Raw genomic sequence first — 15,132 nt, 5'->3', positions numbered from 1 at the left:
ACTATCGGCTCACTGGATTAGCTATTGGTAATTTCACGCTTAGGCGTTACTTCAGTACCATAAAAAAGATCTTTATATACAATTCTTTATACACAAATAGAGTGTAGGCGATAAGCCTAAACAGGGTACTTGAACTGTCCGTTAGAGACATTGTACCTGACTTAACTGCCCCCATGACAACATGATGCAAGGATTGTATATGTCCGATATTAGAACCCTTGGTGAGTTCATTGTCGAGAAACAAACTGACTTCCCCCACGCCAGCGGTGAGCTATCTTCACTACTCGGTTCGATAAAGCTTGCAGCGAAAATCGTTAACCGTGAAATCAACAAAGCAGGACTTGTTGATATCACCGGTTCGGTTGGCGGCGAGAATATTCAAGGCGAAGATCAGCAAAAGCTCGACGTCTACGCCAATGATAAGTTTAAAGCAGCCTTAGAAGCCCGAGATCAGGTCTGCGGTGTCGCCAGTGAAGAAGAAGACGAAGCCGTTGCCTTCAACAAGGAGCTGAACCGCAACTCGAAATACGTCGTGTTGATGGATCCACTAGATGGTTCTTCGAATATTGACGTAAACGTTTCCGTTGGTACGATCTTCTCCATTTACCAACGAGTTTCCCCTGTCGGCACCCCTCCGACCCAGGAAGACTTCCTCCAGCCAGGCAATCGTCAGGTTGCGGCAGGCTATATAATTTATGGCTCTTCAACCATGCTGGTTTACACCACGGGTAACGGCATGCATGGCTTCACCTACGACCCGTCACTAGGTGTATTCTGCCTGTCCCACGAAAACATGCGGATCCCGGAAGATGGCCGGATCTATTCGATCAATGAAGGCAATTATATCCGCTTCCCAATGGGCGTGAAGAAGTACATCAAACATTGCCAGGAAGATGTACCTGAAGATAACCGTCCTTATACATCTCGCTATATCGGCTCTCTGGTTGCAGACTTCCACCGTAACCTGCTAAAAGGCGGGATTTATATGTACCCGAGCACGGCAACCCACCCCAACGGTAAACTGCGCCTGCTCTATGAGTGCAACCCTATGGCGTTTCTGATTGAACAAGCTGGTGGTATTGCATCCGACGGCAAGACCCGGATCATGGATCTCAAACCGACAGAGCTCCACCAGCGAGTACCATTCTTTGTTGGCTCGACCAATATGGTACGTAAAGTAGAAGCCTTCCTGGAAGAGTATCCTGAACAGCAATAACCTCCTCACTCACAGGCTGCTTCGGCAGCCTGATTTTTATCACCTGCTACACATTCACTTTCCTTTGCTCTCGATATCCCCCTTCCACCTTGGTCAAATAGACAACTAATTAACGAAGTTGGTATTATAATTCTTACATCGTCAACAATTAGTTAACTCACAATAAGGAATACATCATGAGCCTTAACCAGGTGCCCGCAGGAAAGGACATTCCTGAAGATATCTATGTTGTTATCGAGATCCCGGCCAACGCCGACCCCATCAAATACGAAGTAGACAAAGATACCGGTGCTGTATTCGTAGACCGTTTTATGTCGACACCAATGTTCTATCCATGTAACTACGGTTACGTAAACCATACCTTGTCGCTAGATGGTGATCCGGTGGATGTGCTAGTGCCTACTCCGTATCCTTTAGTGCCTGGTGCCGTGATTCGCTGCCGCCCAGTTGGCGTTCTTAAGATGACGGACGAGTCCGGAGAAGATGCCAAAGTCGTCGCCGTTCCGCACAGCAAGCTGACCAAAGAGTATGATCACATCCAAGATGTGGATGATCTTCCCGAGCTATTAAAAGCACAGATCACCCACTTCTTTGAGCGCTACAAAGAACTGGAAGCCGGCAAGTGGGTTAAAGTCGATGGCTGGGCGGATGCAGCCGCCGCAAAAGAGGAAATCATAGAATCTTTCAAGCGCGCACAAGAAAAATAACCTGTAGACACTATTTAGAGGCGCTCCTAAGTATAATACTTTACCTAGGGGCGTTTAATCATATTAATCAACATAGATGATTGGCAAAATGCGAAGCAAAATACCCTCACTCTTGCTGTTAGCCTTCCTGTTTATCTCCTCCGCGCGGGCGGAAGTGGTAACCCCGGAAAAATTCTGGCAACTCCACCAGCAAGGCAATCCGCTGATCGTGGATGTACGTACCAATGAGGAGTTCATTGCGGGTCATTTACCAAACTCGATCAATATTCCCTACGACCAGATCGACAGACTACCTTCGATCGCCAAAGACATCACCCAACCGATCTTTCTATATTGCCGATCCGGCCGGCGTTCAGGCATCGCCGAACAAGCCATCAAGCAACAGGGTTACCAGTATGTCTACAACGGCGAAAGCTACGAACTCCTCCTCGAGGCAATACCCAAATAACTAAATATCGCTCCCCTAGCAACAGCACAACAGTTTACGGCATCAGTCCAAGCTACCTTTGACACCAGTCGCCACTAGGGATCAAAGGCAGCAGGTCAGTGGAAAGACGATACAAATAAACCCAGGCTAAGCCGTAGTGGGTTTCGATCCTCTCGCGAGTATATACCTCGGGATACTCTTCCAAACGGTCTAGCACCGCCAAGGTATCATCATCTATACAATAGACCTCACCGACCAGAGGCAGATTGACCGCCTCGCTTTTTTTCGCAGCTGGATAACAGCCTAAATCATACAGCTGATAGCCATAAACTAACTGATAGGCCCCCACTCTGGTTGCCTGCCTCAGTAGATGATGATTTGACTGGCCTGCTCGCAGCGTGCCATACACAAACACCTTAACCACAGGTGCTCCCCCTTAGTCGAACTCAAACTGGTACAGTAAATCGGCAGCGAACGCTCCCTCCATACCAGAGACCGCTTCCACATAGAGATCTTTCATCAGGCGGTAACGCACAGTGAACTCGCCGATAGAGTCAAAGATCCCGACCCCGTATTTTACCTGCAGTCCCGGTGCGATATAGCCACTGATAGTCACCTGTGAGTCCTGACCCGATCCTGTGGTATCCAGAGCCAAATCCTGAACCCCAAACGCTTCGCCGACAGCCCCCACCAGCTTGCCACTTTTCGCCAACCCCATACTGATCAGTGCCGTTGTCATTGCATCGCCACTATTGGCCGATTCGCTATCAAGATCTTTACCTCGCAAGATATAAGACAGCGCATTTTGCTGCGGCATCGCCGGATCTGAAAAGATTTCGACAGTCGGTTCATCCGCAGGCCCGCTGACCCGGATCCCCGCAATGACATCATCCTCGACATTGTCTGGGTCTCGAATTGCTTCAATCGCCAAGTAAGGCTGATCCGCAGGACCATTAAACAGAATCTGGCCTTTTCGGATCACCAGTTCTTGCGCAAACGAACGATAGGTACCATCACGTAGGTTCACTTCACCATACACCAGCGGTCCTTTATCTTTCTGACGGACATTCAGCTCGCCAACCAAGTTCGCATTAAGGCCAAATGCCGAAAGCTTTACGTCATTGCCAATCTTCACCAAAATATTGGTTTTCACTTCGAAAGGAATAACCGGCTCAGCCTCAATCGGCTGCAAGTCCTCAGTTAACAGCACTTCATCATCAGATACTGACACTGCGGACTCCGGTAGCTGATCAACCTTGATCCGTCCCCAGGGAATCGCTATATTTCCGGTAATTTCGGCATACTTAGGAGACGCTTTGATCGTTAAATCGGGCGACACTTTCATTGCCAACATCGGCGGCACACTGACTTCCAGCTCTCGGCCGTTGACATGCAACTGGGTTTTCCAGTTATCCAGCTCCTGCCAATCACCATCACCACTCAGCGCCAACTTACCATCAGGAGTAATGACATCACCGCGCACCGTCGCCTGATAACCATTAAAACTTGCAGTAATATCAGCCTGCTCGACATCCAGCGGTACTTTTCGTCCTAACGCCTTAACCTTCGAGACCTTGAGCAAACCGTTAACGGCAGGGTGCATTGCAGGGCCAGATACGGTCAAATTGGCATCAACTTGGCCGTCAAAATAATGATATTCCTTAATTAACGGCTCCAAGAACCCCAGCATAAAGCGATCAATGTTAAGTTTCGCCTCCAGCTGTTGCTCGCCGGTCAATTGAGAAACCTTCGCTCGACCTGAAATATCCCCATTGTCCTTCACCGCAATCAACCAATCCGCATTTAGCGTATCCTGCTTCATCTCGGCATTGAGCGTAATTTCATCCCATCCTACGCTGAGAGCCGGGACATCTTCAGCCTCTTGCTGAGTCACACCACCTGACGACAGAAGGATCTGAGCCTTAACATACGGAGAGGCCTCTGGCGCCCAGGTAGCCTCCATATTGGCTCCAACCTCGCCTTTCAGGGTGATTGAGTCAGGGATAAATGGCTTCATCAGCTCAAAGTCAAAGCGATTAATCGCGAGCTTGGCATGTCCCGATGTACCGGCATCCAAGGCTTCAGTCAGGCAAAGCGAAGCCTGCTTCTGCTGCCAGCAATGCGGAGCCACATTCACGAGCTGGGTCTTGAAGTTATAGCCCAATGCAGTGGGACGGTTGAGACGCCACGGGCCGATTTCCGTATTGAATTCGCCCTGCTGCAATATCCCCTGCCAGCCTGATTTGCGGTCGAGTTTACCCGATAGGCTGATATCACTACTGACGGGTTCAGCATCCAAGTTGAGGGTTAATAGGTGCTTAGCTTCCGTTCCCTTAAACACCAACGCCAAATTATCAAGTTTGAACGTATCGAACGCGCCCTCTTCAGCCATCAAACGTACATCCGCTTTTAGTGCCGGCATTGGGCTAACTCGCCCTTGCAGGGAAAAATGCTTGAGTGCAGCCTGTTCTTGCCAGCCGAGAGCTTCACCGACAAGCTGAAGGTCAATATCCGGCTCGACCATCTTGCCACTCAGCGTAACATCCCCCTGGATCCTGCCTCGTAATCCCGGGAGAGACTGAGCCAAATCAGGGGCATCTACACGCGCTGACATCGCCCACGTTTTGCTTAATTTGCCTTTTGCCGTCAGTCCATTCGGGCCGTGCTTCAAACGCAGTGCTTTTGTTACCAGCTGAATATCGCCTTTTCCTGCCACATCCTTCACATCGAGCTGACCATCCAGAACAAACGGCTGATCCAGTACCACGCCATCTACGCTCAGCTCCGGCAATTTAACAAACCAACCACCTTGCTGAGTTAGACCGCCTGATGTCCGTAGTGTCCCGCTCAAATCCCCTTTGGCCTCAGGCCATTCCAGTCCAGGCTGGATATGACTAAAGTCGAGCTCACCCTGCCACTTTACCAGTTCTTTCCAGCTTGCCTTGGCATTGCCGGAGATGGTTCCACCCAGCGTATCAACATACAATTTGTCCACAGCAACCTGGTTAAGATCCCCGCTGCCGGTAAGATCAGCAACAACAGCTGGCATCGGAGTACCATCAACCTTGGTTTTCACCTTGAATGTGAAGCCATCAAGGCCACCAGCCGCCTTCACGGTTGTATCTGTTACTTCAAACTCAGGATCTTTTTCAATCGGCCACTGTATTTGCTGGCTCGATAGGTTGATATCAAAGGGAAGTTGGGGATCTAGAGGAGATAGCTCTCCCTTTAGCAAAGCATCTAGTGTTCCTTTCAGACTGGCATCTAGCGACAGCCGTGCTAATGTTCCTGACGCTTTCAGGCTTAGCTGGTGCCCCTGAAGTGGCTCCATGGCGATATCCAAATCAGCATTCAGTGACAATGGGTAATCGCCCGATAATGATACACCGGCTAGCGCGTCCAGCTTAGCCAGGGGAACATCCAAGTGCAATTTGCTGATTGAGATATCACTGCCGTTTGCTGTAGCAGCCAGATCAAGCAAGTTCACCTGCTGTGGCGTCTCTCCATGCAGCAGGAAATCCTTTACCGTGATGCGCTGAATATCAACCGACAAAGGAAGAACAACCTCAGGCAGCACAATTGGCTCACTGCTTTGCTCGGGTTCTTGGGTTGGACTACTCGGTTCTTCAGCCGTGGTGTCGGCCAGCGTAAGCTCGATCCCCTGCCAGTCCGTCGGTTTTAGTACCAAATGACTGCCCGTAATTTCAGCGGCCGTCGAAAACTGCTGCCAAGCCACTTTATAACCCAGAATATCCAACGCGATATCATCAAGGTGCACTCGATCAACCCGGATCGGCAGCGGCATGACAACCTCGGTAAAAGGCTCTGCGACAGGCTCTTCCGGCTCAGGTTGTGACGGGGGGAGCTCTGGCAGAGTTAAGCGAACACCAGATACGCCAAGTTCAGTCACACAAATAGCCGGTGTCAGCAAGCAACTATCATCAACGATTAATGACAAGTTATCGGCAGCCAAATCAACCTGATCATCGTTATAGCGAACCTGAACGAGGGTAAACCCTTTTAGCAAGCTCCCCGAACTATTCGCTACCGACAGGGCCGGCAGGGCTTTCTGGGCTCCCCAGACGACAACCTTGACCCCTACAGGTGTATAGAGAAGCGCTGCAATAGCAATGACCAGCACCAGAAGCAGGGCCAGTAGTCCCAGCGTAATACGTTTTACCCAAATCATATTTCAGGCCCCAGAATAAAGTGGATCTGGAACTTGTCTTTTGTCTTATCAAGTCCCCATGCAAAGTCTAGGCGGATAGGCCCAACAGGTGATGCCCACCGAACACCGACACCGGTGCCGCGCTGCCACTCTGGGCTGTCAATCCAGGCAGAACCATAGTCATAGAACGCGGCTCCCCACCAGTCTCCATAGACTCGGTACTGATATTCAAGTGTTGATGTCAGCATATACTGGCCACCACGGAGTTTATTCGCGCTGTCTCGAGGTGCAATCGACTCGTAGCTATAACCACGAAGACTGCTGTCGCCCCCAACAAAGAAGCGCATAGATGGCGGTACGTCCTCAATGCGCTCGGCAGCAATTGCGCCACCATCAATACGCAGCAGGCCACGATGATCCTCTCCGGCACTTCGGATCCAGGATGTTCGTCCCCTAAGATAGACTACCCGCGTATCAGAGCCTAAAACGGGGTCAGAATATTCGACGGATATCAGCTGCTTATCTCCCCACATTGGCATGGAGCCACCCCGCATCCGTGTTTTGTCATAACGAATCCCTGGGAGTACCATAAACAAGGCACTATCTTTTTCGTCCTGTCCCTGGTTGAAGTTTTCATACAGCAAACGCAGCGATGCTACCCGTTTCCACCCCGATTCCAGGCGCCAGTGACGTTCAAGGCCGAGACTATTTTCAATGCTGGTAGTATCATGGTTATCCACGTAACGGATCCCACCAACCACCTGATAGTAATCATTCAGCACATCATCAAGGGGAATTTTATAGGTCGCTTCTATCTTTGGCTGGATCTTTGAAATTTCGGTCTTCACATTCAGGCTATGACCAGCACTATTGAGCCAAGGTTTTCTCCAGTTGAGTTTCAACCTCATCCCTACATCGGTAGAGTAACCAATACCGGTCTCAACCTGATTTCTGACCTGTGGCTCAAGACTAACCTGAACCGGCACACTATCCCCCTCCAGATTCGCCAAATCGCCACCCACAAAGATCGATGAGAACCAACCGACGTTGGATAACCGCTGGTTAAATTCACCTAGGTTAGAGGCTAAATAAGGGTCGCCCTTTTCATAGGGGATCAAAGACTGTAAGCGATCTTCTTCAATTTGACTCCCGGTAAACAACGTCTCACCAAAGCTATAGCGCTTACCGGCAGAAAATTCGATGGTAATAAAAGCTTCGTTGCGTGTTGGGGCAACCTCCAACACGCTTTTCTTAAGCTCGGCATCAAAATAGCCTTTACGCAATGCGAGGCTACTCAGAGAGGACTTAAAGGACTCATATTTACCGTGATTCAGCGTTTTGCCAAACCCTAAGCCACTCTGGCGAACCAAGTCCAGAAAGTCGGGATCGTCCTTGGCCATCCCTGTAATTCGGATATCACTTCTGGCAATGGTTGTTTTCGGGCCTGCATTGACAGTAACAATCAGCTCATCATCGTCACCGTCTTGATCAACTTGATAAGAAAATGTGGGCTGATAACGCCCTAACGCTTTAAGCGCATCTTTTACCTCACCTTCTAGCTGCTCACGAAAACGTATCGAGATGCTGTAGTCATCTTCAGGAATCGCAGAAACGTATGCGTCGACATTATCTTTCAGGCTTCCTTTTAACCCCTTAATGGCTAAGGATGTTTCGGCCGCTATAGGCATAGAAACAACCATCGCTACTGCAGCAAGGCTAATCCTCTTTAAATATTCAGTCATTCTTATTTTACTTCACCAATAAGAGTTTTATTTTTAGTATGAGCATCAATAATTTTGACAAAGGGCAGCCCTAACTGCCACCACTAAATGTAGGAAAATCAATCTATATTGATTGTCAGCCCGTAATCCTCTACTTTCTTTGTAAAGGCAGCGTAAAAGGAAATAACAATGTCAGTAGAGAGACAAAACAACACGACCTCTGATGTCGCCCTGATTGGTAGGGCCACACCTTACTTCCCCTCTCAGGTTCATGCAGTGAATGGTACACTTCTTGATGACAACAAACCCGAGGGACTAGAAGAGATTTTTGTTGGAATGGGCTGCTTTTGGGGAGCAGAACGACTATTTTGGCAACAAGCTGGGGTATATAGCACTTCCGTTGGCTATAGCGGCGGTTTTACCCCCAACCCGACTTACAAGGAAGTATGCACGGGTAAAACAGGTCATGCAGAAGTCGTACGAGTCCTCTATGATCCCACTCTTATTACTTTACAACAGTTACTTACACTATTTTGGGAAAACCATGACCCGACTCAGGGCATGCAACAGGGCAATGACATCGGTACCCAATATCGTTCGGTTATTTTTACCACCTCTCAAGCCCAACTAGACATGGCAAACCAGAGTAAAACTCGTTACCAAGCTGCCCTAGACCAACAACAAAAGCCACAGCTGATCACAACTGAGATAGAGCCTGCCGGCATCTTCTATTTTGCAGAAGATTATCACCAACAATACCTGGCGAAGAACCCCGATGGTTATTGCGCCCTCGGTGGAATCGGAGTTTGCCTACCACCTCAATAAATGCATAGCCAGGGTATCGACTCTGGCTATAGCATATCTTCCGCGAGTAACTGGATCTCCTTATTCACCTCAGAAAGAACACCAAGTGCTTTTAAATCTTCATTCTTCGGCGGTAATAAGCGACCATAATCGAACTCAAAGGCTCCGATCCCCATAATAAATAGACGTCCACGAAAATAGCTCTTCACATAACGGGCAATCTGGTTTGGGCGATAATGTTTAAAAACTCTTAACATACATCCCTCACTATACTGATAATCCAATAGACCTTGAGATATCGCAGATGTTTCACTCTTTCGCTTATAATCAAAGCAAAGTATTTGCCAATTTAGTCACAGCTCCCGTATCGCCTCGGGATAAAGGGCAAATTTTTAATGTAGAACATAATCCCCACCCAACTTGCCTTAATTTCTGATTTATTGCCTCCACCTCTTCCTAGGTTCGCAAATTCAAAAAAAAACAGGTGATGCAGATCGACTATTTCCAACTGGTTTAACCAGTATCTGAACTCTGATCTAAGATAATGAATCGTCTAACAATAAATGGAATAAATACAATGAATAAGAAGCCAATGATTGCTTTACTTGCTGCATTATTACCAAGCCTTGCTGCAGCTCACACAATTCAGGTTGGCGAGCCGATTCCTGCTGCCTCAGTAGCAGAGAAAGGTGAAATCACCTTACAAGGTGATGATATTGTTTATCAAAACTGGAACAGTTCACAGCTCACCGGCAAGGTTCGAGTGATCCAGGCCATCGCTGGACGTAGCTCAGCCAAAGAAATGAATGCCGCTCTCATGCAGGCGATAACTGCCGCTAGCTTCCCCGAAGCAAACTACCAGACCACCACCATCATCAACCAAGATGATGCAATTTGGGGAACAGGTGGCTTTGTTAAGTCCAATGCAGAAGACAGTAAACGTGAGTTTTCCTGGTCTTCGATGGTACTCGATGCCGATGGCAAAGTGCATTCAACCTGGGAACTGCAAAATGAAAGCTCAGCGATCATTGTCCTAGACAAAGAAAGTCACGTACTGTTTGTTAAAGAGGGCAAACTCAGCCCAGCGGAAGTAGAGCAAGCCATTGCTCTTGTTCAGGAAAACTTGTAACTGCCTCAGGTTAATTCAGCCAACCTGACAACAAAGCCATGACCGACACCAAAAAGTAATGTTATATTATTACAATTATGGTTTGGTGGTGGCTTTCCTGTTTCTATAGTGTCTCATTTCAACTCTCGGTGGATACACCTTTATATAGCAATTGGCATCAGCTTAATCTTCATGATTGGGCCGATTGCGGTATTGCATAAAATTGAAATAGCCAGCAGCGACCACCATGTTCAAGAGTGCAGTATCTGCCATCTGGCCCATGACGCCACAACACCACCAGCAGTCCATACATTACCGGCTCAATCTCCTGAACAACATACACCCATTATGGTGGTTCAGGCCGGATATCACCTTCCGTCTTCACCGTTGGCCAGGGCCCCGCCGTTAACTGCCTGAAATTAATGTATCCATATTCACAATTACTTTTAGACAGGAGCTATCATGCCTTTTCCTTACCGTCTTTCATCATGTGCACTAATGTTAAGCACACTGACAATAACTGCCACTGCAACAGCGGAAGAAAATTTTCGCCAACATGACGCCCATGTACATGGGGTAGTTGAATTCAATATTGCTCAAGACGGCAAAGACTTACTGATGGAGATCACAGCCCCAGGTGCGGATGTTGTTGGCTTTGAACATGCACCAGCCAACAAGCAACAACAACAACAACTAGAAGGGGCAATTGCGCAACTTAACAACGCTGAAGAGCTATTTGCTTTCTCCTCAGCTTCAAACTGCCAACTAACTGATGCCCATGTCACAGAAACATTAACGGCTGAGGATGACCATGATAGTCATTCAGAACACGATCATGACAGCCATACGGAACACGAGCACGACGAGCATGACCATAACAGCCATGCGGGACACGAGCACGACAAACATGATCATGACAGCCATGCGGGACATGGTGAATTCTCGGCTCAGTATGTCTTCCGCTGCGATAACATTAAACAGCTAAGTTCTCTGCAGGTTAACTGGTTCCATCATTTCCCGACCACGGAAAAAATCACCGTTCAGACGATTACAGAAGCGAATCAAAGCGCTGCACAGCTAACGCCGAGTAACACGGTATTTAAATTCTAACCTTTGGCTTATAGCGAAAATCTATTCACGATGGGGGGCTTCCCCCCCATTTCAGGGAAAACTATGAACGTTATAGAACTCACCGACATAACATTCCGATGGCCCAAACAAACAGAAAACCTGCTTGAGATTCCGGCTTTAACAATACAGAAAGGTGAAAAGGTCTTTCTAAAAGGGCCTAGTGGCAGTGGTAAATCAAGTCTGCTAAGCCTACTTGCCGGGATCTCACAACCAACCTCAGGAGAGATAAATCTCCTACAGCAACCTTTCAGCCAGCTAAAACCGACTCAGAGAGATAAATTCCGAGCAAATCATATCGGATATATATTCCAAATGTTCAACCTGCTGCCTTATCTGTCCGTCATCGATAATGTCTTACTTCCTTGTCGCTTTTCTCCACAGCGAAAAAGCCGACTATCAAAAGAGATGGAAGTAGAAGCAAAACGTCTATTGGAACAACTCCACTTACCTCAAGAATGCCTAGAGCGGCCAATCAGCGAACTGAGTATTGGCCAACAGCAGCGTGTCGCGGCAGCCAGAGCACTCATTGGCCAGCCAGAACTACTTATAGCCGACGAACCAACCTCCGCACTGGATCATAACAATCGGGAAGCCTTCATTCAGCTCCTAATGGCCGAATGTGATAAAGCCGAAACAACCCTACTCTTTGTTAGTCATGACGAGACTCTAGAAACACTTTTTGATCGCAGCATCGCACTTAACGAGCTAAACCAGGCGCCAAGGAGGAACGGCTAATGAGAGCTATCTTTCGACTGGCCTGGCAAAGCCTCGCCAACCGAAAAACAACAGCGTTACTCACCCTGCTAACGGTGGCTATTTCAGTTACCTTATTACTTGGCGTTGAACGGGTACGTACTCAGGCAAAGTCCAGCTTTGCCAATACGATCTCAGGCACGGACTTGATTGTTGGATCCCGATCTGGTCAGGTAAACCTACTATTGTATTCGGTATTTCGTATCGGTAATGCCACCAATAACATTGACTGGAAAAGCTATCAAGAAATCACCCAACATCGCTCGGTAAAGTGGGCGATTCCGATCTCTCTTGGTGATTCACATCAAGGCTACCGAGTTATCGGAACCAATGGTTCCTACTTCACCCATTATCAATATGGCCAAAAACAACCACTCCAATTTTCTGCTGGCCGAGAGTTTACTGGTTTATTTGAAACCGTCCTCGGGGCTGAAGTCGCGAAAAAGCTAAACTATAAGCTCAATGACGAAATCATCATTGCTCATGGCATTAGCGATAAGTCCTTCAACCGTCATGACAATCTGCCTTTCAAGGTGGTTGGTATACTCGAACCCACTGGAACTCCGGTTGATCGCAGCGTGCATGTATCATTAGGTGCAATCGAAGCGATTCATGTCGGCTGGGAGTCGGGGGCGAAACTCGGTAACACTCCGGATGCACAAACACTGGAAAATTATCAATTCGAACCGAAACAAATCACCGCCTTCATGCTTGGCCTGAATTCCAAAATTCAAACATTTGCTCTGCAGCGCTATATTAATACTTACTCGAAAGAACCATTGAGTGCCATCATGCCCGGTATTGCTCTACATGAACTCTGGGGAATGATGTCTATTGCTGAACAAGCTTTGCTGATCGTCTCAGGCTTTGTCGTTATCGCCGGTCTCTTAGGAATGCTGACAAGCCTTCTCACCAGTTTGAATGAGAGACGAAGGGAAATGGCCATTCTAAGAGCAATGGGTGCAAGGCCAAACCATATATTTTTCCTATTGATCAGTGAAGCAACAGTATTAACCGCAACAGGGATCGCTCTCGGAGTTTCTATTCTTTACGGTCTGATGGCCGTTGCACAACCAATCATCCAACAGCAATTTGGACTGTATATCGAAGTCAGTGCACCAACATCATATGAACTGCTCTTACTCGGTATAGTGCAAGTTGCAGGGATTATCGTAGGAGTGATTCCAGCGCTTCGGGCATATCAGCATTCACTTGCCGATGGCATGACAATTAAGGTTTAAGGATACAATATGAAAAAATGGTTAATCGCACTCTGCTGCTGGCTACCTTTAATCAGTTACGCCGAAGAAGTATTAACGCTGGACTGGCTTGATCTAGTTCCGGAAAAAGAACGTCAACAGTTCAACCAAAACCAATTACCAATTACCAACCACGATACTAATGCGGCCCGACAAACAACAATTGGCTCGGTTCGTGAGGAACTTAATGGCAGCCAGGTTAAAATTCCGGGGTTTGTGATCCCACTGGAAGGAGATGTTGAAGCCATTACTGAGTTTTTACTCGTTCCCTATTTTGGTGCCTGTATCCATGTTCCACCACCACCTCCAAACCAAATTATCTATGTTAAGTACCCCAATGGAGCACCAATTCAGCAATTATGGGACGTGGTATATGTAATAGGTAAATTAAAAACCCAACACATTAGTCATGACATGGCAGAAGTTGGCTACCTACTAGAAGGAACCGCTCTAGAAGAATACGATGATATGTAGCACTTAAGTGCCACACCAAATTAATATCTTTTACTGGCTTATCTGATTGTTACGCCTATAAATGCGCAGCTAGATAAGCCAGTATCATGACATAGCCAAGTACTAATAACACATCGGCCAACCGCTTTCCTTGGTTATTCATCAACGCCCCTCCTAACATGCTCCCCCAACCGACACTTTAACAAGTTTAACCACCCATTAACACCAAGAGCTCATGTATTGCCAAATTATGCGATCAACTGGTAAAACTATAATCAGACTTACCAACTCTGAGCCAATTATGAGCAATGACAACCAGGACGCAGCGAGATCTCCCGAAAAACACTCCAAAGGCGAGAATAATAGCCATATAAAAAGCTGCCAGGCTCGAACCAAAGAGCTAGCAAGCCAGTATGCGATAGATCACCTTATATCTGGCGATCAAGAAAAAGATATTACAGAAAGAACTCTGCTAAGGAATAAGCGAGAAACACAACGTCAGCAAGAAAACTTAGAACGTATATTCAAATTAGCTTATGACAGCAGCAATGATAAAACAGCAGGAGATCCCGATCCTGATTGGCTCTATCACTTTATCTCAATAGCAAAAAATATTCATGGTGCTGCAATGCAAAGGCTATGGAGCCAGATACTTAAACAGGAAGTATCGACCCCAGGTTCTACCTCTCTAAAAGCACTAGACACCCTCAAAAACATGACCAACAGAGAGGCACAAACCTTCCACCGTGCTTGTATGTTGGCTTGCCACTTTGGCAACGATCATAATAAAAAGCTACTTACCAGTATTAAGGTCCGCCATGGCATCCTCTCGCTACTCCGCTCGCCATCAAACGATAAACTCGCTCTTGGTAACTACCAACTGCCATACTCCAACTTATTGGTGCTGATGGACTTGGGTTTATTACTCCGTAGTGAACTTGAGTCAGGAGAAATTACGCTTGAGTCTTCACTTGCATTTGGTTACCAAGGGACACATTACTTATTAAAACCAGTTAAGAAAGGGATAACTTTAACCTACTACCGCTTATCACCTACGGGACAGGAGATAGCAAAACTGCTTGGTATGAAAAACCATGAGCCCTATAAAGAGAGCTTACTTGAACTACTGAGCAAACATTTTATTGTCGAGAAAAGTGACAGCTCTCAAGTAAAAGTAAGTGCTTAATTAGTCACTGAATAATCGAAGCTAGCAGCTAAGGGCAAGTAAGGTATTCTAGAATACTAAATGAATAAGCCTTTCAAGGTACACGCTAGTTTGGACTTATTAATAAGTGGCGGAGGGCTGGGGTTGCACACAATCGGGACTCAAGGTGCAGGCTCGTGAGAGTCCTTTTTTCATACGGCAGATAGCAAAAAACCCCAGC

The 15,132-nt window shown here is 47.3% G+C and carries 15 protein-coding genes; 11 read left to right on the top strand and 4 right to left on the bottom strand.

Features of this window, described 5'->3' with window-relative positions; all coding sequences use genetic code 11:
- Positions 1 to 199 precede the first annotated feature (199 nt).
- The 3 genes from fbp to MD588_RS15915 all read left to right on the top strand — a co-directional run bounded on the left by fbp (position 200) and on the right by MD588_RS15915 (position 2,371).
- Complete coding sequence (gene fbp / locus MD588_RS15925; RefSeq protein WP_265698450.1) at positions 200 to 1,216, top strand: class 1 fructose-bisphosphatase; 1,017 nt, start codon at positions 200 to 202, stop codon at positions 1,214 to 1,216.
- Positions 1,217 to 1,392: 176 nt separating this feature from the next.
- On the top strand, positions 1,393 to 1,923 hold the full coding sequence (gene ppa / locus MD588_RS15920) for an inorganic diphosphatase (protein ID WP_265698448.1): 531 nt from the start codon (positions 1,393 to 1,395) through the stop codon (positions 1,921 to 1,923).
- Positions 1,924 to 2,011: 88 nt separating this feature from the next.
- Positions 2,012 to 2,371 carry a rhodanese-like domain-containing protein gene (locus tag MD588_RS15915; RefSeq protein WP_265698447.1) on the top strand — a complete coding sequence of 120 codons (360 nt, stop codon included), beginning with the start codon at positions 2,012 to 2,014 and terminating at the stop codon, positions 2,369 to 2,371.
- A gap of 52 nt (positions 2,372 to 2,423) precedes the next feature.
- On the opposite strand, the gene MD588_RS15910 is transcribed toward MD588_RS15915, so the two are convergent.
- From MD588_RS15910 to tamA, 3 genes are read right to left on the bottom strand one after another with little or no spacing between them, the layout of a single operon-like run.
- Positions 2,424 to 2,774, bottom strand: coding sequence for a gamma-glutamylcyclotransferase family protein (locus MD588_RS15910; protein WP_265698444.1), 351 nt, complete (start codon positions 2,772 to 2,774; stop codon positions 2,424 to 2,426).
- A gap of 12 nt (positions 2,775 to 2,786) precedes the next feature.
- Positions 2,787 to 6,539, bottom strand: coding sequence for an autotransporter assembly complex protein TamB (gene tamB / locus MD588_RS15905; RefSeq protein WP_265698442.1), 3,753 nt, complete (start codon positions 6,537 to 6,539; stop codon positions 2,787 to 2,789).
- Positions 6,536 to 8,218 (bottom strand): autotransporter assembly complex protein TamA, encoded by a 1,683-nt coding sequence (tamA, locus tag MD588_RS15900; protein WP_407676587.1) that lies wholly within the window; start codon positions 8,216 to 8,218, stop codon positions 6,536 to 6,538. Before tamA ends, tamB begins: the two co-directional genes overlap by 4 nt.
- A gap of 210 nt (positions 8,219 to 8,428) precedes the next feature.
- Between tamA and msrA the strand changes: the two genes are divergently transcribed.
- Entirely contained in the window at positions 8,429 to 9,064 is a 636-nt protein-coding gene (gene msrA / locus MD588_RS15895; protein ID WP_265698439.1) for a peptide-methionine (S)-S-oxide reductase MsrA, read from the top strand.
- A 26-nt stretch (positions 9,065 to 9,090) separates the two neighbouring features.
- Here msrA and MD588_RS15890 read toward each other — a convergent pair whose 3' ends face one another.
- Positions 9,091 to 9,300: a DUF1107 domain-containing protein gene (locus MD588_RS15890; RefSeq protein ID WP_265698438.1), complete on the bottom strand. Its 210-nt coding sequence runs from the start codon at positions 9,298 to 9,300 to the stop codon at positions 9,091 to 9,093.
- 320 nt (positions 9,301 to 9,620) lie between these two features.
- Here MD588_RS15890 and MD588_RS15885 point away from each other — a divergent pair, with 320 nt between their 5' ends.
- The 7 genes from MD588_RS15885 to MD588_RS15855 all read left to right on the top strand — a co-directional run bounded on the left by MD588_RS15885 (position 9,621) and on the right by MD588_RS15855 (position 14,933).
- Complete coding sequence (locus MD588_RS15885) at positions 9,621 to 10,172, top strand: YtfJ family protein (protein ID WP_265698422.1); 552 nt, start codon at positions 9,621 to 9,623, stop codon at positions 10,170 to 10,172.
- Positions 10,173 to 10,343: 171 nt separating this feature from the next.
- Positions 10,344 to 10,568 (top strand): hypothetical protein, encoded by a 225-nt coding sequence (locus MD588_RS15880; RefSeq protein WP_265698421.1) that lies wholly within the window; start codon positions 10,344 to 10,346, stop codon positions 10,566 to 10,568.
- Positions 10,569 to 10,613: 45 nt separating this feature from the next.
- Positions 10,614 to 11,261, top strand: coding sequence for a zinc uptake protein ZrgA (gene zrgA, locus MD588_RS15875; protein WP_265698419.1), 648 nt, complete (start codon positions 10,614 to 10,616; stop codon positions 11,259 to 11,261).
- A gap of 63 nt (positions 11,262 to 11,324) precedes the next feature.
- Positions 11,325 to 12,017, top strand: a complete 693-nt coding sequence (locus tag MD588_RS15870) for an ATP-binding cassette domain-containing protein (RefSeq protein WP_265698418.1) — start codon at positions 11,325 to 11,327, stop codon at positions 12,015 to 12,017.
- Positions 12,017 to 13,276, top strand: a complete 1,260-nt coding sequence (locus MD588_RS15865) for an ABC transporter permease (RefSeq protein ID WP_265698417.1) — start codon at positions 12,017 to 12,019, stop codon at positions 13,274 to 13,276. Before MD588_RS15870 ends, MD588_RS15865 begins: the two co-directional genes overlap by 1 nt.
- A gap of 9 nt (positions 13,277 to 13,285) precedes the next feature.
- A complete protein-coding gene (locus MD588_RS15860) occupies positions 13,286 to 13,768 on the top strand; it encodes a DUF3299 domain-containing protein (protein ID WP_265698415.1) in 483 nt (160 codons plus the stop codon).
- Between the two features lie 229 nt (positions 13,769 to 13,997).
- Positions 13,998 to 14,933 carry a TIGR03899 family protein gene (locus MD588_RS15855; RefSeq protein WP_265698414.1) on the top strand — a complete coding sequence of 312 codons (936 nt, stop codon included), beginning with the start codon at positions 13,998 to 14,000 and terminating at the stop codon, positions 14,931 to 14,933.
- The last annotated feature ends 199 nt before the right edge of the window (positions 14,934 to 15,132 follow it).

The sequence above is a fragment of the Photobacterium obscurum genome (assembly GCF_026191635.1).
GTDB lineage: Bacteria > Pseudomonadota > Gammaproteobacteria > Enterobacterales > Vibrionaceae > Photobacterium > Photobacterium obscurum.
This window is presented reverse-complemented; position numbering and strand designations above follow the sequence as displayed.

Bases quoted from the DNA above. Each gene is read 5' to 3' on its own strand.
- tamB (WP_265698442.1), bottom strand. From the start codon at position 6,539: ATGATTTGGGTAAAACGTATTACGCTGGGACTACTGGCCCTGCTTCTG.
- MD588_RS15885 (WP_265698422.1), top strand. From the start codon at position 9,621: ATGAATAAGAAGCCAATGATTGCTTTACTTGCTGCATTATTACCAAGC.
- MD588_RS15880 (WP_265698421.1), top strand. From the start codon at position 10,344: ATGATTGGGCCGATTGCGGTATTGCATAAAATTGAAATAGCCAGCAGC.
- MD588_RS15855 (WP_265698414.1), top strand. From the start codon at position 13,998: ATGCGATCAACTGGTAAAACTATAATCAGACTTACCAACTCTGAGCCA.
- MD588_RS15870 (WP_265698418.1), top strand. From the start codon at position 11,325: ATGAACGTTATAGAACTCACCGACATAACATTCCGATGGCCCAAACAA.
- MD588_RS15890 (WP_265698438.1), bottom strand. From the start codon at position 9,300: ATGTTAAGAGTTTTTAAACATTATCGCCCAAACCAGATTGCCCGTTAT.
- msrA (WP_265698439.1), top strand. From the start codon at position 8,429: ATGTCAGTAGAGAGACAAAACAACACGACCTCTGATGTCGCCCTGATT.
- fbp (WP_265698450.1), top strand. From the start codon at position 200: ATGTCCGATATTAGAACCCTTGGTGAGTTCATTGTCGAGAAACAAACT.
- MD588_RS15865 (WP_265698417.1), top strand. From the start codon at position 12,017: ATGAGAGCTATCTTTCGACTGGCCTGGCAAAGCCTCGCCAACCGAAAA.
- MD588_RS15915 (WP_265698447.1), top strand. From the start codon at position 2,012: ATGCGAAGCAAAATACCCTCACTCTTGCTGTTAGCCTTCCTGTTTATC.
- tamA (WP_407676587.1), bottom strand. From the start codon at position 8,218: ATGGTTGTTTCTATGCCTATAGCGGCCGAAACATCCTTAGCCATTAAG.
- zrgA (WP_265698419.1), top strand. From the start codon at position 10,614: ATGCCTTTTCCTTACCGTCTTTCATCATGTGCACTAATGTTAAGCACA.
- MD588_RS15860 (WP_265698415.1), top strand. From the start codon at position 13,286: ATGAAAAAATGGTTAATCGCACTCTGCTGCTGGCTACCTTTAATCAGT.
- ppa (WP_265698448.1), top strand. From the start codon at position 1,393: ATGAGCCTTAACCAGGTGCCCGCAGGAAAGGACATTCCTGAAGATATC.